At 69.5% G+C, this 17,445-nt stretch carries 20 protein-coding genes; 11 read left to right on the plus strand and 9 right to left on the minus strand.

The genetic code is table 11. The annotated features are described in order from the left end of the window. The first annotated feature begins 158 nt into the window (after positions 1-158). On the plus strand, positions 159-389 hold the full coding sequence (locus tag FXF51_RS34665) for a hypothetical protein (protein WP_148438930.1): 231 nt from the start codon (positions 159-161) through the stop codon (positions 387-389). Positions 390-873: 484 nt separating this feature from the next. Further along, complete coding sequence (locus tag FXF51_RS34670) at positions 874-1,812, plus strand: sugar phosphate isomerase/epimerase family protein (RefSeq protein ID WP_148438931.1); 939 nt, start codon at positions 874-876, stop codon at positions 1,810-1,812. Here the strand turns inward: FXF51_RS34670 and FXF51_RS34675 are convergent. Further along, positions 1,809-2,996 (minus strand): serine hydrolase domain-containing protein, encoded by a 1,188-nt coding sequence (locus FXF51_RS34675; RefSeq protein ID WP_148438932.1) that lies wholly within the window; start codon positions 2,994-2,996, stop codon positions 1,809-1,811. The genes FXF51_RS34670 and FXF51_RS34675 overlap by 4 nt on opposite strands. Before the next feature lie 68 nt (positions 2,997-3,064). After that, positions 3,065-3,535 (minus strand): MarR family winged helix-turn-helix transcriptional regulator, encoded by a 471-nt coding sequence (locus tag FXF51_RS34680; protein ID WP_148438933.1) that lies wholly within the window; start codon positions 3,533-3,535, stop codon positions 3,065-3,067. Positions 3,536-3,596: 61 nt separating this feature from the next. Between FXF51_RS34680 and FXF51_RS34685 the strand changes: the two genes are divergently transcribed. Both FXF51_RS34685 and FXF51_RS34690 read left to right on the plus strand, forming a co-directional pair. Further along, the gene (locus tag FXF51_RS34685) at positions 3,597-3,974 is read left to right on the plus strand and encodes a cupin domain-containing protein (protein ID WP_148438934.1); all 378 of its coding nucleotides are present in this window, start codon (positions 3,597-3,599) and stop codon (positions 3,972-3,974) included. A 13-nt stretch (positions 3,975-3,987) separates the two neighbouring features. Beyond that, positions 3,988-4,407 carry a cupin domain-containing protein gene (locus tag FXF51_RS34690; protein ID WP_148438935.1) on the plus strand — a complete coding sequence of 140 codons (420 nt, stop codon included), beginning with the start codon at positions 3,988-3,990 and terminating at the stop codon, positions 4,405-4,407. Between the two features lie 39 nt (positions 4,408-4,446). Here FXF51_RS34690 and FXF51_RS34695 read toward each other — a convergent pair whose 3' ends face one another. Next, positions 4,447-5,208 carry an A/G-specific adenine glycosylase gene (locus FXF51_RS34695; RefSeq protein WP_411268409.1) on the minus strand — a complete coding sequence of 254 codons (762 nt, stop codon included), beginning with the start codon at positions 5,206-5,208 and terminating at the stop codon, positions 4,447-4,449. Positions 5,209-5,437: 229 nt separating this feature from the next. Between FXF51_RS34695 and FXF51_RS34700 the strand changes: the two genes are divergently transcribed. Then, complete coding sequence (locus FXF51_RS34700; RefSeq protein WP_262380037.1) at positions 5,438-6,127, plus strand: hypothetical protein; 690 nt, start codon at positions 5,438-5,440, stop codon at positions 6,125-6,127. 254 nt (positions 6,128-6,381) lie between these two features. On the opposite strand, the gene FXF51_RS34705 is transcribed toward FXF51_RS34700, so the two are convergent. Beyond that, positions 6,382-7,617 carry a helix-turn-helix domain-containing protein gene (locus FXF51_RS34705; protein ID WP_187414726.1) on the minus strand — a complete coding sequence of 412 codons (1,236 nt, stop codon included), beginning with the start codon at positions 7,615-7,617 and terminating at the stop codon, positions 6,382-6,384. 135 nt (positions 7,618-7,752) lie between these two features. On the opposite strand from FXF51_RS34705, the gene FXF51_RS34710 reads away from it, so the two are divergent. Further along, on the plus strand, positions 7,753-8,046 hold the full coding sequence (locus FXF51_RS34710; protein ID WP_148438937.1) for a hypothetical protein: 294 nt from the start codon (positions 7,753-7,755) through the stop codon (positions 8,044-8,046). Between the two features lie 115 nt (positions 8,047-8,161). Next, positions 8,162-8,455: a hypothetical protein gene (locus FXF51_RS34715; protein WP_148438938.1), complete on the plus strand. Its 294-nt coding sequence runs from the start codon at positions 8,162-8,164 to the stop codon at positions 8,453-8,455. A gap of 555 nt (positions 8,456-9,010) precedes the next feature. Here FXF51_RS34715 and disA read toward each other — a convergent pair. The 5 genes from disA to FXF51_RS34740 are packed head-to-tail and all read right to left on the minus strand — an operon-like array spanning position 9,011 to position 12,983. Continuing rightward, a complete protein-coding gene (gene disA, locus FXF51_RS34720) occupies positions 9,011-10,087 on the minus strand; it encodes a DNA integrity scanning diadenylate cyclase DisA (protein ID WP_148438939.1) in 1,077 nt (358 codons plus the stop codon). 39 nt (positions 10,088-10,126) lie between these two features. Then, positions 10,127-11,533, minus strand: coding sequence for a DNA repair protein RadA (gene radA / locus FXF51_RS34725; protein ID WP_148438940.1), 1,407 nt, complete (start codon positions 11,531-11,533; stop codon positions 10,127-10,129). A 30-nt stretch (positions 11,534-11,563) separates the two neighbouring features. Continuing rightward, entirely contained in the window at positions 11,564-11,869 is a 306-nt protein-coding gene (trxA, locus tag FXF51_RS34730) for a thioredoxin (protein ID WP_148438941.1), read from the minus strand. A 3-nt stretch (positions 11,870-11,872) separates the two neighbouring features. Next, complete coding sequence (locus FXF51_RS34735; protein WP_148438942.1) at positions 11,873-12,241, minus strand: MerR family transcriptional regulator; 369 nt, start codon at positions 12,239-12,241, stop codon at positions 11,873-11,875. Positions 12,242-12,284: 43 nt separating this feature from the next. Beyond that, positions 12,285-12,983: a class I SAM-dependent methyltransferase gene (locus FXF51_RS34740; RefSeq protein WP_148438943.1), complete on the minus strand. Its 699-nt coding sequence runs from the start codon at positions 12,981-12,983 to the stop codon at positions 12,285-12,287. A 56-nt stretch (positions 12,984-13,039) separates the two neighbouring features. Between FXF51_RS34740 and FXF51_RS34745 the strand changes: the two genes are divergently transcribed. The 4 genes from FXF51_RS34745 to FXF51_RS34760 all read left to right on the plus strand — a co-directional run bounded on the left by FXF51_RS34745 (position 13,040) and on the right by FXF51_RS34760 (position 17,442). Then, entirely contained in the window at positions 13,040-13,849 is an 810-nt protein-coding gene (locus tag FXF51_RS34745; protein WP_148438944.1) for a sugar phosphate isomerase/epimerase family protein, read from the plus strand. Next, positions 13,846-14,619 carry a class I SAM-dependent methyltransferase gene (locus FXF51_RS34750; protein ID WP_262380038.1) on the plus strand — a complete coding sequence of 258 codons (774 nt, stop codon included), beginning with the start codon at positions 13,846-13,848 and terminating at the stop codon, positions 14,617-14,619. Before FXF51_RS34745 ends, FXF51_RS34750 begins: the two co-directional genes overlap by 4 nt. Beyond that, positions 14,616-15,197, plus strand: a complete 582-nt coding sequence (locus tag FXF51_RS34755) for a TetR family transcriptional regulator (protein WP_148438945.1) — start codon at positions 14,616-14,618, stop codon at positions 15,195-15,197. The genes FXF51_RS34750 and FXF51_RS34755 overlap by 4 nt, the downstream gene beginning before the upstream one ends. A 139-nt stretch (positions 15,198-15,336) precedes the next feature. After that, positions 15,337-17,442: a (Fe-S)-binding protein gene (locus tag FXF51_RS34760; RefSeq protein WP_148438946.1), complete on the plus strand. Its 2,106-nt coding sequence runs from the start codon at positions 15,337-15,339 to the stop codon at positions 17,440-17,442. Positions 17,443-17,445 lie beyond the last annotated feature (3 nt).

Genomic DNA, 17,445 nt, shown 5'->3' on the forward strand with positions numbered 1-17,445 from the left:
CACAAAAGCCCCCGCGCCTGGCGCGGGGGCTTTTCGCGTGTCAGAAGGTGATGTGCGCCCACCTGCCAGGCAAACCTAGCGTGACCGTCAATGACGGGAAGTGACGGTCCCGTGCGGGGATCACCCCATGCGGAACATCCTCAACGGAAGGCTCACGCATGCGCCGCTTGCCCCGTCGTCTCACTGCGCTCCTCGCCGCTGCCGCCGTCCTGCCTGTCGCCGCGCCCGCCCCTGCCGCCCGGGCGCGGGTGCAGCCGCCCCTGGACGTGGACGCCGCCACCAGTCTCACCATCCCGATGTGCAGCAGTGGAGTGAACGTCCTGGCGATTCCGGTCGAGGTCCTCGGCCCGCAGAACCTCGGGGAATGCGCCAAGGGCGTGCTGTCCTGACGCCGCCTCACGGCCCGGTCCCGATCCAGGGGCCGGGCCGATGTCACATTTCGGCGGGCTGATCAGTCATAGCTGTGGACGGGGCGGCTTGAGGCCGCCGCTGAAGCCCGTGGGAGGTCTCGGATGGGAGCAATCACCTGGGTGCCCGAAAGCGCCCGGACGGGGCCCTGTGTGGCACGTACGGCATCTTTGGAGATCATCACATCCCGGATGGGGAGAAGTGAGAAGGTTGCCGTCGTTGCGTAATTGTTGGGTGGGCGGGTATACCACCACCGCGAGTAGTACTACACTGCGTAGAGCTTCGCCAAGTCTCATCCAAGTGAGCCACAAGAGCGCGCTCCCAAGCTGGGGGCCTGCTCCCTGGGGAGTAGTAGGAAGTCAACTCAGGGCGGACGTGCGTGTGGGGCGCCGGCAGGCATGCTCACATGGATCGCACGTCCGAGGCGGGCGACGGGAACACTAATGCAAGCCCTGGAGGAAACCGATGCGCCTGCGTCACGATGACGGAACGCTCGTGCACCTCGCCTACAACGCAGGCGTCCACCCCGCTGAGGACCTGGAGAACCTCATCGCGCACCTGACCCGCTACGCGGTGCCGGTGCGCAAGCGGCTGGGCGTCGAGCGGATGGGGATCGGGCTGTGGCTGTCCCCGACCGTGGCCGACCACCTCACGGCCGACCGCATCGAGCTGGTACGCCTGCGCCGCTCCCTGGAGGAGCGCGGCCTGGAGGTCGTGAGCCTCAACGGCACCGGTGGCCGCAACCAGGACGTGCCCGGCCCCGACTGGGCCAAGCCCGAGCGCTACCGCTACACGATGGCGCTCGCCAAGATCTTGGCGTTCCTGCTCCCCGAGGATGTGCGCTTCGGCAGCATCTCCACCATCCCCATCGGCTGGCGCCGCGACTGGCCCGCCGACCTGCACTCCATCGCCACCCGCCGGCTGGAGCGGCTGGCCCGCGAGCTGCGCGGCATCTACAGCACCACCGGCAAGACGATCAGGGTCGGCTTCGAGCCGTGGCCCGGCTGCGTGCTGGAGACGACCGAGCAGGCGCTGGAGCGGGTGTGCGGCATCGACTCCGAGCACCTCGGCGTCTGCCTGGACGCCTGCCACCTCGCCTGCGACGCCGGCGAGCCCGGCGCGGCGCTCAAGGGCCTGGCCGAGGCCGGGGCGCCCGTGGTCAAGCTGGGCCACGTGCACAACCACACGGGCGAGACGCCGGGCACGGGCGGCGTCCTCCAGGACACGCTCACGGCCATGCTGTCGGGCGCGGTCAGCGGCAGCGCGCACATCGAGGTCGAGACGCACAACCTGCTCGTCCCCGGCCGGGCCAAGGGGCCGGGGGCGCTCGTGTCGATGCTGGCCGAGGAGCTGGCCTGGGCGCGGACCAACCTCACCAGCCTGGGGCTGCAGCTCGCCGCCTAGCCTGCCGCTCCGCACACCGCCGTCGAGAGGTGTTCGAGACCGGCCACGATGATCGGGTTCAGCTCGCCGGTCTCGGTGACGAAGGGGTACCCGCTGCGGTTGTAGCCGAAGGAGACCTGGCGGGCGCCGTCCGGGGTGGACCAGGACGCCGTCTCCATGCCCAGCACGCGCCCGTCGTGGCCCCAGAAGTCGCAGGCCAGCCGCTCGTGGAAGAGGCCCAGGCCGTACTGGCGGGGGAGCGGGCCGTCCATGATGGGGACGGTCTGTTTCATCTCGGTGAGCAGGGCGGGGTCGAGCAGTTCGCCGCGCAGCAGGAGGCGGTAGAAGCGGTTGAGGTCGTCCATCGTGGAGACCAGCGCGCCTGCCGTCCAGAGCCAGGACATGTCGTAGACGCTGTAGTCCTTGGGCGGGTCCAGCGCTCCGCCCGCCGACTCGTACGCTCTGGAGTGCGGTCCTGGGAGGTGCGGGGTGCGGGGGAAGAACGTGTGCCGCAGGCCTGCCCGGTGGATCACGTGGTCGGTGATGTAGCGCTCCGCCTGTACGCCTGTCACCTTCTCCAGCAGCAGGCCCAGGACGATGTAGCCGGTGTTGGAGTAGCGGCCGGGTAAGGCTCCGGGTTGCCCGCTGGCGGGGGCTTCCAGCCCTCTGCGGACCAGCTCCTCCGGGGTGAATTCGTGGAAGCGGTACTCGTCCAGGTGCTCCAGCGTGGGGAACAGCGTGTCGGTGTAGCTGGCGATGTGGCTGGTGTGGTTCAGCAGCATGCGGACGGTGATCCGGGTGCCTCGGTCGCCTGGGATCAGGTCCGGCAGGTAGTGGCCGATGGAGGAGTCGAGGTCGATCCTGCCGTGGTGGACCTGTTGTAAGACGGCTACCGCTGTGAAGGTCTTGGTGGTGCTGCCGGCTCGGTGGAGCATGTCAGGGCGTACCGGGCGCTGGGTGCGGGTGTCGGCCACGCCGGCGGCGCCCTGCCAGTGCCAGGAGCCGTTGGTGGCTTGGGAGTAGACGCCGTACATGCCTGCTTCGTGGATGGCGTCCAGGGTGCGGCGAAGTTCCCGCGCGTCCGTTCTGCCGGTGGTCTTCTTGTCGGCGGCTGTCGCTGCCACAGGTGCTGTCGCGAGCAGCACGCCCGCCAGGAGCGCGGCTCCCAGCCGCGCGGCTGACGTGCTGGAGCTTGGACGGGTCATGCCGCCAGGATGAGTCCCGGCTGATGGGGAATCTGTGCGCCCCGGCACAGAAGTTCCTCCCGGCATGGTCAGAGGTTGCCGAACCAGCCGGGCATGTCAAGGCGCCACGGGTTGCCCGGGGTCATCCTGCGCAGGTCGGCTTCGAGCTCGCGCAGCCGCTCCTCGCCGAGCTCGGCCGACCAGCGGGCGCGCAGGGCGTCGAAGATGTGGGCCGAGCGGTCGAGGGCGTCCATGCCGTAGGGGGTCAGGCGCACGATCTTGCGTCTGGTGTCGCGGGCGTCGGTGGTGCGTTCGACGTAGCCGATGCGTTCGAGCGTCTCGATCGTCTTTCCCGCCGCCTGTTTGGAGACGCCCAGCGTACGGCCCAGCTCAACGGCAGTGGTGCCGTCGGGGCCGATCGCCTGCATCACGAAGCCGTGCATGGGCCGCAGGTCCGGATGGCCCTGCCTGCCGAGCTCGGTGTGCAGCTCGTCGATCAGCAGCCTGAACGCGAGCAGCAGGCGCAGGGGCAGCTCGAAACCGGGCACGTAACTTGACACGATAGACAACCTGGTTAACTATATGGACAACGTAGTTGCCTATCTTAGGGGGTGCAGCGCAGTGACCGTCATACGTGACGCCGAGGCGCGCCGGTCGGAGACTCCAGGGGGCGTCATGACGACGTTCGCCTCGCCGGCGCAGGGAGGGGCCACGCGGTCCCTGTGGAAGGTCGAGGCCAAGGCGGGAGCCGTGGGGCCCGTGCACGACTTCGACAGTGAGCAGGTGTGGAGCTGGGTGGCGGGGGCGGCGACCGTCGAGCTGGGCGGGCGGACGTACACCGTCGCGGCCGGCGACACCGTCGTCATGCCCGCCCGCACGGTACGGCGGGTCCTGGCCGACCCCGGCACCGGCTACACCGCACTCGTCACTGCGCCGGGCGGGGCACAGGCCTTCGGCCCCGACGGCGTCGAGTTCGGCGTTCCGCCGTGGATCGTTTGAGAGGAGATCGACGATGACCGTTGTTCTGGGAGCCGACTCCCGCAGGATCGAGACCCCGAACGGGGTCATGACCACGCTCGCGTCCCCCTCGCAGGGTGCCGCCGGGCAGGTCGCCATGTGGCGGGTGGATGCCAAGCCCGGGATGGTGGGGCCGGTGCACGCGTTCGACGCCGAGCTGGTGTGGACGTGGCTCGACGGGAGTGCCGTGGTCGAGCTGGGTGGTGAGCGGTACGAGGTGGGCGCGGGCGACACGATGGTGTTGCCCGCGGATGTGAGCCGGCAGATGTTCGCCGATGGGGAGCGGGGGTTCGTTTCCGTCGTGGTGGCTCCGCCTGGGGCTCAGGTCTACAACCCGGGCGGGGTGTCGGAGGCGGATGCCTGCGATCTGGCTCCGAAGGATGACGAGCGGCTCGTGCCGCCCTGGGTCCGTTAGGGGGCGGGGGCAGCGGGACTCTCGGGCGCGCGGAGGCCGTCAGGAGGAGTGCGGCAGGCGGTACGTGCCGTCGTCGAGCGCCTCGGCCAGACCGTCGGCCACCAGCCCGTCCAGAGCCCGCTCCCGCTGCACCGCGTCATCCCACACCACGTCCAGCGCCATCTTCGGCACCGGCCCGTGCGCCTCGCGCAACACCGCCAGCAACCGCCCCCGGCACTGACGGTCGGTCCCCGCGTACGTCTGCCCCTTACGCGCGGGCCCGGCGTGCGGCGGCTTGCCCGCCAGCCGCCACTCGCACACCTGCGTGATCGGGCAGTCGGCACAGCGCGGCGCACGCGCCGAACACACCAGTGCCCCCAGCTCCATCACGGCCACCCCCCAACGGGCCGCGCCCAGCTCGGGCAGCAGGCTCTCCGCCAGCCGCCGCTCGGCCGCCGAAGTGGCGACCGGCGGGTACTCCTCGGCGCGCACCGCCCTGGCGAACACCCGCCGCACGTTCGTGTCCAGCACCGCGTGCCGCCCGCCGAACGCGAAACTGGCGACGGCGGCCGCCGTGTACTCGCCGATGCCGGGCAGCGCCAGCAGCGTCGCATGGTCGGACGGCACCTCGCCGCCGTGCTCGTCGGTGATGGCGCGGGCACACGCGTGCAGCCGCAACGCCCGGCGCGGATAACCGAGCCGCCCCCAGTGGCGGACGGCCTCGCCGGGCTGCTCGGCGGCCAGCGCCTCAGGGGTGGGCCAGCGCTCCATCCACTCGTGCCAGATCGGCAGCACGCGGACGACCGGCGTCTGCTGCAACATGATCTCGCTCACGAGCACGCCCCACGGCGTCGCGTCGGGCGCCCGCCACGGCAGATCCCGGGCGTTGTCCTCGTACCAGTCGAGAACGGCGGTGTGCAGGACGTTCGGCTCAACCACGCGGTCAAGCGTATGGGGCGATGACAACCCTTGGCGCGCCGACGTTCCAGGAGATGCCATCCATCGGCGTGTCGTCACTCACCGTCGTTGCCCGCTCACCATCCTGTGCTGTATGGACCCGGATACGATGCGTGGCGACGGCGGTGACATCTACTGGCGCCGCCGGATGAGCGTGCTGGTGGCGGTGCTCGTCGTGGTGGCCGTTGTGGCATGGGCGTGCTCCACCGGCGGCAGCGGCCCCGAACGTTCGTCCAGCGCGCAGTCCTCACCGAGCGCGAGCACCAGCGCGCAGCCGACACCGGCCGCGGACCCGCTGCTGGCCGGCCTGCGCACGCTCGCCATGGGCACCGCCAGCCCGTCCCCCACGCCCACCCCCAAGGCGGCCCCCTCCGAGCGGCCCAGGAAGCCTGGAGAGCCGTGCCAGGAGAAGGACCTCGTGCTCAGCCTCCAAGGTGGCAAGGAGCAGATCTACGCCGGCGACTCCCGCCCCACCTTCCTGGTCACCCTGGTGAACACCGGCTCGGTGATGTGCAAGGCCGACATAGGGCCGCGCGCCATGGAGGTCCGGATCACCTCGGGCGCCGATCGCATCTGGTCCACGGCCGACTGCGTGAGCGGGGCGGGGATCGAGGTCGCGGAGTTGCAACGGGGGGTGCCGTACGTGCGGTCGCTGGAGTGGGATCGGCGACGGTCCAGCTCCGACTGCCGGTCCGCGTCGCCGGTCGCGCTGCCGGGGACTTATGTGGCTGTGGCGCGGATGGGGAAGATGCGTACCGAGAAGGGTGTCTTCCATCTGCGTTGAGGATGGGTTGCTGAGGAACTGCTGGTGAAAGCCTGCTGGCTGAGGCGCGGTCGCGGGTCTTCGGGACGCCCGGCGCGTCCGGCTCATCGGCGTACGAAGGGCCGGCTGCCTAGTTGTGCAGCAGGCGGAGGTGCTGCGCCTCCGGGCGCCGGTGCGGTGTGGGCTGGCAGCGCGGAGCGACCCTCCGAGGGTGGCGCATGTGCCGTGGCCTCGCCCCCTCCCGGGGCGTGGCCCGCAGCCGAACGCGCATGCGCCTACAGTGCGACGGAGGCACGCCTGGCGAGCGCCCTCAGCCCCGACAGGTTGCTGTGCGGATCCCGATGCAGCAGGTCCTCGATCACCCGCCGGGGGTTGGATCGCCGGATCTCGGCTGGTGCGATCTTCTCGGCGACGAGCAGTGCCCGGACGGCCCGGTCCGTCTTTCCCCAGAGGGTGTACGCCTCGGCGATGCCCGTGAAGTAGCCGGCCCGCCGCTCCAGCGTGGGGATCTCCTCGGCGGCGATGCGTCGCGCCCGCTCGATGGCCGTACCCGCATCCCCCAAGATGATGAACACGCCGATCTGGTACGTCACCACGTGGCCGGCGGACAACACCAGCTTGGGAGAGCGATGTGACGCCTCCTCGGCCTCCTGAAGCATGCTGAGGGCGGTGTGCCGGTCCTCCAGGCGAGCCGCGGCGATGGCTCCGGTGGACATGAGCGTGCCGTACGCGCCCCACGCTGCCGGATCCGCGTTCGGCAGCGCTGGCCGCAGGGTGTCCGCGGCGCGTGCTGTGAGATTCCGCGCCTTGCCGTAGTCGGCGGCACGGTGGAAGAGGCTGACCATGTCGCGGCGGGCTTCAGCGATGGCGCGGATGTCGCCGCTTGCCTGAGCAGCCTGCTCGGCCTGGTGGGCGGCCACCCATGCGTAGGGCGGCATGGCCAGCTTGATGAGCGTGCGGGCCGCGAGGTGGTACACCTGCGCGGCGAGCGCGTTCCCGCCCGGGCCGGTGGCGGCGCGGGCAACGGGCACGAGGTCGGCGAGATCGTCAGCGAGACCCGCATATCGCGCTGCCGCGAAGTCCCGACGTGCCCGGGTGACAGCGCGTCCGAAGGCAGTGAGGGACATGTCCTCGCCGGTGACGGGCGAGTCGGGAACGAGGGCGTCCCTGAGTCGCGCGACCGCGTTGGCGTGCGGATCTGCCTCTGGCAGCCCTGGCAGCACCAGTGCGGTGCTCGCGCTCTTGAGGAACGTGCGCCTTTTCGTTGCCTCACCTCCTGCGCCTGGCCCAAGCATAGGCTCCGGTCCGAAATCCGACACCCACGCCTCGACGAGCTTCCCGTCGGCACCGAGGGCGTCGTCGGACAACTCGGCGAGGAGACGCTCGGGGTTGCGTTGTCCTCGCTCAACCCGGCTGAGATAGCCCTTGGAGTAGTGCGTGGCTTGTGCGAGCCCCGACAGCGATACCTTGCGCCGCTCGCGCCAGTGTCGCAGCTCTTCACCGAAGCCCACGGTTGCCTCTTCCCGTTGCCTGTTGCCCTGTCCGGGCAACCCCTCGTGTGACGCGCATCGCTGGAACAAGCTTCACGGTAGCTGCACGAACGCAGTCCGCAACAGATAGTGAAAGCACGCGGAGGTGGAGACCCGTTGAGTGCCCCGCGAGGACTACCCACCAGCAGGGACGATGCGATCGACGCTTGGCTCCGACTCGACGTGAAGGACCGCCAGCTCTCGGTGCTGCGCAACGCCTTCCCGAGCTACCGGATCGACTACGAGCCCGGCCCGGACGGGCGTTGGATCTGGGTGGCCACCGCTGACTCGCTTGAGACGGCCGCCGCCGGTGTGCGGCGCGAGGTGCAGAGTCACAGCCCCGTGGACCTGATGGCCTCGCTGACCTACCAGGCGTGGCTCATCGCTCGCGCTGCTTCGCGCACACCCTGACACGAAACTCTTCCTGGCCTGCACGACAGGCCGGGCATGGAACGGCGCTGCTCCTCCGGGCACGAAGCCGGAGGTCCCACCCACGGCAGTCTTGATCGTCGAAGAAGGGGACAGGATGAAGGCCAACACCGCACCAGCCGTCGCCGGACAACTGGTGGAGCTTGGGGAAGAGCTCGTCCGCCGTGGCTTCAACGCCCGTCTCGGACGACCTGACGGATGCTCGCCCATTCTCGTGGTGACCAACGTGCACGTGCCTGTCCTGACCGACAGCGTGATGACCTCGCCTGGGGCCGATGGGAAGATCTGGTTCTGGTTTCCCTGGCCGGAACCGATCGCGCCTGTCGCCGATGTGCGGGGAGCCGCAGATGTGATCGAGAAGGTACTGGCTGAAGTTGGGCGGGGGCTCTGATGGAGAACATCTCGGCTGGTCATCGGGAGGCCGCCCTGATGGAGCCGGAGTCCTGCCCCGGGTTGCATGCCGCGCCCGCTCGGGATGGTCATGAAGTGCTGGAATGGAAATGTCCGACGGACCGCAGCCATGGTGTACGCGTTCTCGCCCACACCTGTGCCTCGGATGACGTCGTATTCGAGCTGTGCCAGGCCGGGGGCCTTGGTCTCATCAGGCGGCTGCTCGTTCAGGAGGGAGGGTGGGTGGTCCATGAGACCGCATGGGTGAGAGTGGCTGTGGCTGGGCGTTGGTGGAGATCGCTGCTATTGGGTGATGCTCGGTGAGCCTGTTCCTTAGAGGGGCAAGGCGATGGTGTCGCGTCCGGGGAGCGCGAGGGGCTGGCAAGCCCCTCGCCCCGGGGCTCGTGGCGAAGCCGCGAGCACCGGACAGGCACAGCCCGAGCCGAAGGCGAGGACCCTTGTTTCGGGGCGGGCTCCCAACGGCCAACCCGGTAAATGGGATTGGGGCGGGTGGGGGTTGGGAGAAACGCCCGAGCGACCAGCGAGGACCTTGCTTTTAGACGTAGCGCTCGAGGATGGAGGATTCGGCCAGACGGGAGAGGCCTTCTCGGACGCTGCGGGCTCGCGATTCTCCCACGCCGCCCACCGCCTGTAGGTCGTCGATGCTGGCCGCCAAGAGTTTCTGCAGGCCGCCGAAGTGGTTGACCAGGCGGTCGACGACGGTGGCGGGGAGGCGGGGGACCTTGGCCAGGAGGCGGAAGCCTCGCGGGCTGACGGGGGTTTCGAGCTGGTCGGTGCCGTTGTGGCCGAGGACGTGGGCGACGGCCGAGAGGTCGAGGAGGTCGGCGCCGGAGAGCTTGTCGAGCTCGTGCATCGCCTCCAGGAGGCGTTTCTGGCGGCGGCCCGCGGGGGCGGGGAGGTAGTCGCGGATGACGAGTTCGCGTTCCGAGTCGACGCCCGCGACGAGTTCGTCGAGTTGCAGTGACAGGAGGCGGCCGTCGGTGCCGAGCTCGACGACGTAGCCCTTGATCTCGTCGGAGATGCGGCGGACCATTTCCAGGCGCTGGGCGACGGCGGCGACGTCTCTGACGGTGACCAGGTCTTCGATTTCGAGGGCCGACAGGGTGCCGGAGACCTCGTCGAGGCGGTGTTTGTAGCGTTCGAGGGTGGCCAGGGCCTGGTTGGCCTTGGACAGGATGGCGGCCGACTCCTCCAGGACGTAGCGGATGCCGTCGAGGTAGAGGGCGATGATGCGCATCGACTTGCTGATGGCGATGATCGGCAGGCCGGTCTGCCTGGCGACGCGCTGGGCGGTGCGGTGGCGGGTGCCGGACTCGTCGGTGGGGATGACGGGGTCGGGGACGAGGTGCACGGCGGCGCGCACGATCTTGTGTTCGTCGCTCAGGACGATGGCGCCGTCCATCTTGGCCAGCTCGCGGAGCCGGGTGGCGGAGAAGTCGACGTCGAGCTCGAAGCCGCCGCTGCAGACCTCTTCGACGACCTTGTTGTAGCCGAGCACGATGAGCCCGCCGGTCTGCCCGCGCAGGATCCGTTCCAGGCCGTCGCGCAGAGGTGTGCCCGGCGCTACCGCGGCCAGGGCTTCGCGACGACGGTCGTCCAGACTCCTATCCACCTGACCCCCGTGTCGATCGGTCACCTCAGCTTAGCCGTGCTATGTGACGTGTGTGAGAGCGTCCCAGACGTTCTCGGCCTGGACCACCTCGAACCCCGGCGTGAACGCGACCGGCCCGACCGGCACCAGGGCGCGCTGGCCGCCCCGCCTGCCCGTGCCTTCTTCGAGGGAGCCGGCGGGGACGAGGGCGCGTTTGAAGCCCAGGCGGGCCGCTTCCGTGAGCCGTCTGCGTACGTCCTTGACGGGGCGCAGCTCGCCCGCCAGGCCGACCTCACCGAGGGCGACCAGGCCAGGGGGGAGGGGTTTGTCGCCGGCGGCGCTGGCGACGGCGAGCATGACGGACAGGTCTACAGCGGGGTCGGCGAGCTTGATGCCGCCGACGGTCGCGGTGAACACGTCGCAGCCGCCCAGGCGGGCGTTGAGCCGGCGCTCCAGGACGGCGAGGACCATCTGGACGCGGTAGGTGTCGAGCCCGGAAGACGTGCGCCGGGGCTGCTGCGCGTCGGTGCGCGCCACCAGGGCCTGCACCTCGGCGGGCAGCGGGCGGGTGCCTTCGACGGTGACCGTGACGCAGGTGCCGGGGACCGGCTCGCTGCGCCGCGAGACGAACAGCCCGCTGGGGTCGGTGATGCCTTCGATGCCGCGTTCGTGCAGGTCGAAGCAGCCGATCTCGTCGGTGGGGCCGAACCGGTTCTTGATCGCGCGGACCATGCGCAGCCGGGAGTGGCGGTCGCCCTCGAAGTTGAGCACGACGTCCACCAGGTGCTCCAGCGTGCGGGGGCCGGCGATCGAGCCCTCCTTGGTGACGTGGCCGACCAGGACGGTGGCCATGTTGCGCTCCTTGGCCATCCGGACGAGGTTGGCCGCCACCTCGCGCACCTGCGTCACCCCGCCGGGCACGCCGGTCGCCTGGGCGGAGCCGATCGTCTGGACCGAGTCGACGACCAGCAGCCTCGGCTGGACCTTCTCCACGTGCGTGACCAGCGCCGACAGCTCGGTCTCCGCCGCCAGGTAGAGCTGGTCCTGGATGGCGCCGATGCGGTCGGCCCGCAGGCGCACCTGGGCCGCCGACTCCTCGCCCGTCACGTACAGGACGGTCGCGCGCTCGGCGATGCGCGCCGCCGCCTCCAGCAGAAGGGTGGACTTGCCGATGCCGGGCTCACCCGCCAGCAGCACCACCGCGCCGGGCACCAGGCCGCCGCCCAGCACCCGGTCGAGCTCGGCCACGCCGGTGGTGCGGGCGGTCGCCACCTCGGCCTTGACCTGGCCGATGGGCAGGGCGGGGGCGGTGGTGGCGCCGGCCTGGACGACGTTGACGCCCGCTCTCGCGCCTTCCTCGTCGACCGTGCCCCACGCCTGGCACTCTCCGCATCTGCCGACCCACTTGGTGGTGCGCCAGCCGCATTCGGCGCAGCGGTATCCGGGCTTCGGGGCAGTCTTGGCCATGTGGTGCAGGCTAGCGGCTGGGACCGACAATCACGCCAGGCCGAGCTCCGAGACGAGCATGCGCTTCGGCTTGGCGCCGACGACCTGCTTGACCGGCTCCCCGTTCTCGAACAGCAGCAGCGTCGGAATCCCCATCACCCCGTACCGCGCCATGATCTCCGGATTCTCGTCGGTGTTCAGCTTGCCGATGGTCAGCCCGTGCTCGGACTCGATCTGCTCCAGCACGGGCGCCACCATCCGGCACGGCCCGCACCATTCGGCCCAGAAGTCCACGAGGATCGGCTTGTCGCTCTTGAGTACCTGCTCCTCGAAGTTGTCCGTGGTCAAAGTGATCATCTTTCATCCCCTCACAAAGCAACCTGGGCACGATTGGGCGAGCTGGGCGGCCACCTCGGCGCGGCGGTTGAGCAGGACGCGGATCTCCTGGTCGATCTCGCTGAGCTTGCGCTCGTAGACCTCGACCGACTCGGCGCAGGAGCCTCCGGTGCTGTGCCCCTGGCGCAGGCAGTCGACGAACGGCCGGGTCTCCTCCAGGGTGAAGCCGATCTGGAGCAGGGCCCGGATCTCGGAGACGAGCCTGACGTCGTCCTCGCTGTAGGCGCGGTAGCCGTTGGAGGCGCGCCGGGCGCGCAGCAGCCCGTGTTGCTCGTAGTAGCGGAGCGAGCGGGTGCTCACTCCGGTGCGTTCCGCCAGCTCACCGATGCGCATGCCCCCACGGTAAACGTTGACGTCGGTGTCAAGGTCAAGGGGTTCAGAAGAAGCGCCAGCGCAGCACGTTCGGATAGGCCAGCTCCAGGCCGCGTGTCTCGGCGATGGCCTGCTCGGCCACCTGGGGGGTGAACTCGATGCGCAGCACGGCTTCGAGGTCGGCGCGCCGCTGGAAGACCATGCGCAGGTCGAGCTCGCGGCGCTGCCAGCCGTTACGGTCCCAGAACGCCTCGACCTCGCGGACGGAGTACGTCGGCACGGTGCGCGAGAACCAGCGTCCGAACGATCCGCGGGTGGCGTCGAGGTCCAGCACGAAGGCCGCGCCGCCGCGCCGGACGACGCGGGTCAGCTCGCGCAGGCCCGGCTCGCAGCCGGGCCCGAAGAAGTACGCCCAGCGCGCCATGGCCACGTCCACCCCGGCGTCGGGCAGCGGCAGGTCCTGGGCGGTGGCGGCGTGCACGGTCACGTTGGGCAGGGCCGCGCAGCGGCGGCGGGCGAGGGCGGCCAGGTCGCCGTGCGGCTCCACGCCGATCACCTGGGACGCCTCGGCGGCCAGGACGGGCAGGTGGTAGCCGGTGCCGCAGCCGATGTCGAGCACGGTGGCGCCGTCCCAGGGGCGCAGGGCGCGCATGGCCGCGTCGGCCGCGCCATCGGGATCGACGGCGCGGTTCTCCAGCTCGTAGATCTGGGGCGTGTTCCAGATATTCGGGCTGGGGATCGCACCTTTCGCTATCCGTGTCATGCCCCAACGCTAGGGGCTGACGCGCCATATCGGCTTCTCCGGCTTAGGCTGGCAACGTGGCTGATGTCATCCGCGTGCCCAATGCGAAGATCGCATTGTCCACCGCCTCGGTATATCCGGAACGTACTCCTGACGCGTTCGAGCTGGCCGCGCGCCTCGGTTATGACGGCGTCGAGATCATGGTCGGCGCCGACCCGGTGAGCCAGGACATCGATGTGATCGAGCGTCTTTCCGAGCACTACGAGTTGCCCGTTCTGGCCATCCACGCGCCCTGCCTGCTGGTGACGCAGCGGGTTTGGGGTCGGGACCCGTGGGCGAAACTGGTCAAGGCCCAGAAGGCGGCCGAGCGTCTGGGCGCCTCGACGGTCGTGGTCCATCCGCCGTTCCGCTGGCAGCGCGACTATGCCCGTGACTTCGAGAACGGGCTGGCCAGGATGCGGGACGAGACGGATGTCACGTTCGCGGTGGAGAACATGTTCCCGTTGCGCGCCAGGGGCAACGACGTGGTGCCCTACTCACCCGACTGGAACCCGATCGACTACGACTTCCCGCACGTCACGCTGGACCTGTCGCACACCGCGGTGTCGGGCTCCGACGCGATGGAGATGGCCGTCAAGCTCGGCGACAGGCTCGCGCACCTGCACCTGGCCGACGGTCTCGGCGTGACGAACAAGGACGAGCACCTGGTGCCCGGCAGGGGCAACCAGCCGTGCGCGCAGATGCTGGAGCGGCTGGCCGGCACGGGTTACTCGGGGCTGGTGGTCCTGGAGATCAACACCCGTAAGGCGGCCAGCAGGACCGAGCGGATCGACGACCTGGCGGAGGCGCTCGCCTTCGCCAGGCTGCATCTGGCGGCGTCCACATGAGCACCGGGCCGATCAAGGATCTGGGCAGGACGTTCGACCGGGTGGCCGACGCCTACGACGCGGGCAGGCCCGGGTATCCGGACGAGGTGTACCGGGCGCTGACGGAGGTGTCCGGGGTGGAGCTCGACGGGGCCACGACGGTGGACGTCGGGGCGGGCACCGGCATCATGTCGCACGCGCTCAGGGCGCGCGGCTCCCACGTCATCGCGGTGGATCCGGGCGAGGCGATGCTGACCCGCCTGGTCTCCAAGACCGGCGGCTCGAACGGGAGGCGGGTGGGCGCCGTGCTGGCCGACGGCAACGCGCTGCCGCTGGCCGACGAGGTGGCCGACCTGGTCATGTACGCCCAGTCCTGGCACTGGCTGGACCCCGTGGTCTCGATCACCGAGGCCAGGCGGGTGCTGCGGCCACGCGGCGCCATCGTGGGCTGCTGGAACCTCAACCACGCGGCGCAGGCCGACTGGCTGGCCGCCTACGAGGCGCGGCTGGCGCAGGAGGTGCCCGCGTACTGGGGGCCGGCGGTGGAGCAGTGGTCGGTGCCGCCCATCGCGTCGTCGTTCGAGGTGATCGAGGAGCGCTGGATCCCGTGGACCAGGCTGATCGGCATCGAGGACTTCCTGCTGGATCTGCGCTCGCACTCGTACATGGCAGCGCTGTCGCCCGAACGTGCGGACGAGGTCGTGGAGCGGCAGCGGGAGGCGCTGCGGGAGGCGTTCCCCGAGGGGGTGCTGTCCGTGCCGATGCGGGTCTACCTGGCGGTGGGCAGGTGACGGTCAAGCGGAGGCCCGGGCGCAGGCCCGGGTCGGCCGACACGCGCGGGGAGATTCTCGCCGCGGCGAGGAGGGTGTTCGCGGAGAAGGGGTTCGACAAGGCGACGGTGCGCGGCATCGCGCGGGAGGCGCAGGTCGATCCGGCTCTGGTGCACCACTACTTCGACACCAAGGAGGGCATGTTCGCGGCGGCGATGGAGCTGCCGATCAACCCTCAGCAGATCATCCCGGTGCTGCTCGACGGGCCGCGCGAGGAGACGGGGGAGCGGCTGGTCCGGCTGATCCTGCGGCTGACCGCCGACGAGAAGACGCGTGCTCCGGTGCTGGCGCTGATGCGCTCGGCCATGAGCAACGAGCAGGCGGTCGGGATGGTCAGGGAGTTCTTCACCTCGGCGCTGCTCTTCCAGGTGGCCGACCGGCTGGGGGTGCCTCATCTGCGGATCGAGGCGGCTTTCGCGCAGATGCTGGGCGTGGTGATGGCGCGGTACGTGCTCAGGCTGGAGCCGCTGGCCAGCGCCGGTCACGACGAGCTGGTGGAGATCCTGGCGCCGACCATCCAACGGTACTTCACCGGTTAGAGCATTGTTCTAGAGACGGCGATGACCTTAGGGTATGTCGCGTAACCGAGTGAAGTTACTCGTGGGTAGGATTGCGGCACCATGCCTGCGCAGCGGGTGACCGTACGCTGACAGCCAACGTCGTCTGTGGGAGGACCCCGTGCTCTGGGTAGCCATCATCGGGCTCGTCATGACCGTCGCGGCGGTGGCCGTGGCCGGCCGCAGGGCCATGTTCCTTTTCAAGCTCGCCACGGTCGGGCCACCCGCGCCCGAACGCGTCGAGTACGCCAGGACGCATGCGGGCGAAGAGGTCAAGGCGCAGCTCGTCGAGGTGTTCGGGCAGAAGAAGCTGCTCAAGTGGACGCCGTCGGGCGTCGCGCACTTCTTCGTCATGTGGGCGTTCTTCATCCTGCTGACCGTCTACATCGAGGCGTACGGCGCGATCATCCAGGGGGCGATCACCGGCACGCCCGACTTCCACATCCCGCTCATCGGGACGTGGGGCGTGCTCGGCTTCCTCCAGGACTTCATCGCGGTGGCGTGTCTGCTCGGCCTGGTCGCCTTCGCGATCATCCGGGTCAGGAACTCGCCCAAGACGCTCGGCCGGGGCTCCCGCTTCTCCGGCTCGCACCTCGGCGGCGCCTGGCTCGTGCTGTTCATGATCTTCAACATCATCTGGACGCTCTTCCTGGCCAGGGGCGCGGCGGCGGCCAACGGCAACTTCCCCTACTCCTCCGGCGCGTTCGTCTCGCTGGCGCTGGGCGACCTGCTGCCGCAGAACGCGCTGCTGGAGGAGATCGCGCTGCTCCTGCACATCGGCTTCATGCTGGTGTTCCTGGTCATCGTGGTGAACTCCAAGCACCTGCACATCTTCACCGCCCCGCTCAACGTGCTGTTCTCGCGCCGGCCCGACGGCCTCGGCGGCGCGCCCGAGATGCGGGTGGACGGCAAGCCGGTCGACTTCGAGGACGAGGACCTCGACCCCGAGCGGCTCGGCCGGGGCAAGATCGGCGACACCACGTGGAAGGGCTTCCTGGACTTCTACTCCTGCACGGAGTGCGGCCGCTGCCAGTCGCAGTGCCCGGCGTGGAACACCGACAAGCCCCTGTCGCCGAAGATGCTCATCCTCGACCAGCGTGACCACGCCTTCAAGGTGGCCCCGTACCTGCTGGCGGCCTCGGCGGGCGTGGAGCACAAGGACACCGACGTGCTGGCGCTGCTGGAGAAACCGCTCGTCGGCGAGGAAGGCGTGATCCACCCGGACGTGCTGTGGTCCTGCACCAACTGCGGCGCCTGCGTCGAGCAGTGCCCGGTGGACATCGAGCACATCGACCACATCCTCGACATGCGCCGCTACCAGGTGATGGTGGAGTCGTCGTTCCCGTCGGAGGCGGGGGTGATGGTGAAGAACCTGGAGAACAAGGGCAACCCGTGGGGCATGTCCGAGATGAAGCGGGCCGACTGGATCGAGGAGCTCGACTTCGAGGTCCCGATGGTCGAGGACAAGATGCCCGAGGACACCGAGTACCTGTTCTGGGTCGGGTGCGCGGGCGCGCTGGAGGACCGGGCCAAGAAGACCACCAAGGCCGTCGCGGAGCTGCTGCACATCGCGGGCGTGAAGTTCGCGGTGCTCGGCCCGATGGAGGCGTGCACCGGTGACCCGGCCCGCCGCCTGGGCATGGAGTACCTGTTCAACATGCTGGCCCAGCAGAACATCGAGACGCTCAACGAGGCCGGCGTCAAGAAGATCGTGGCCACCTGCCCCCACTGCTTCAACACGCTGGCCAACGAGTACCCGCAGCTCGGCGGCACCTACGAGGTCGTGCACCACACGCAGCTGCTGTCGAAGCTGGTGGACGAGGGGCTGCTGACCCCGGTCACCCCGATCGAGGAGAAGATCACCTATCACGACCCGTGCTTCCTCGGCCGGCACAACAAGGTCTACTCCCAGCCGCGCGACATCATGTCCAAGGTGCCCGGCGTGCAGACGCAGGAGATGCACCGGCACAAGGACCGGGGCTTCTGCTGCGGCGCCGGCGGCGCGCGCATGTGGATGGAGGAGCGCATCGGCAAGCGCATCAACACCGAGCGGGTGGACGAGGCGCTGACCACGAACCCGGACACGGTCTCGACCGCCTGCCCCTTCTGCATGGTGATGCTGGGCGACGCGATCAACGAGAAGAAGAACAACGGCGAGGCCAAGGAATCGCTGGAAGTCGTGGACGTGGCGCAGCTTCTGATCAAGTCGGTCAAGGGCGCGTCCTGACGC

Source organism: Nonomuraea sp. PA05, assembly GCF_008086045.1.
In the GTDB taxonomy this organism is placed as follows: Bacteria; Actinomycetota; Actinomycetes; order Streptosporangiales; family Streptosporangiaceae; genus Nonomuraea; species Nonomuraea monospora.

Coding starts and splice junctions, on each gene's coding strand:
- FXF51_RS34665 (WP_148438930.1), top strand. CDS start 159: ATGCGCCGCTTGCCCCGTCGTCTCACTGCGCTCCTCGCCGCTGCCGCC.
- FXF51_RS34670 (WP_148438931.1), top strand. CDS start 874: ATGCGCCTGCGTCACGATGACGGAACGCTCGTGCACCTCGCCTACAAC.
- FXF51_RS34675 (WP_148438932.1), bottom strand. CDS start 2,996: ATGACCCGTCCAAGCTCCAGCACGTCAGCCGCGCGGCTGGGAGCCGCG.
- FXF51_RS34690 (WP_148438935.1), top strand. CDS start 3,988: ATGACCGTTGTTCTGGGAGCCGACTCCCGCAGGATCGAGACCCCGAAC.
- FXF51_RS34695 (WP_411268409.1), bottom strand. CDS start 5,208: ATGTTGCAGCAGACGCCGGTCGTCCGCGTGCTGCCGATCTGGCACGAG.
- FXF51_RS34700 (WP_262380037.1), top strand. CDS start 5,438: ATGGACCCGGATACGATGCGTGGCGACGGCGGTGACATCTACTGGCGC.
- FXF51_RS34715 (WP_148438938.1), top strand. CDS start 8,162: ATGAAGGCCAACACCGCACCAGCCGTCGCCGGACAACTGGTGGAGCTT.
- radA (WP_148438940.1), bottom strand. CDS start 11,533: ATGGCCAAGACTGCCCCGAAGCCCGGATACCGCTGCGCCGAATGCGGC.
- trxA (WP_148438941.1), bottom strand. CDS start 11,869: ATGATCACTTTGACCACGGACAACTTCGAGGAGCAGGTACTCAAGAGC.
- FXF51_RS34735 (WP_148438942.1), bottom strand. CDS start 12,241: ATGCGCATCGGTGAGCTGGCGGAACGCACCGGAGTGAGCACCCGCTCG.
- FXF51_RS34740 (WP_148438943.1), bottom strand. CDS start 12,983: ATGACACGGATAGCGAAAGGTGCGATCCCCAGCCCGAATATCTGGAAC.
- FXF51_RS34750 (WP_262380038.1), top strand. CDS start 13,846: ATGAGCACCGGGCCGATCAAGGATCTGGGCAGGACGTTCGACCGGGTG.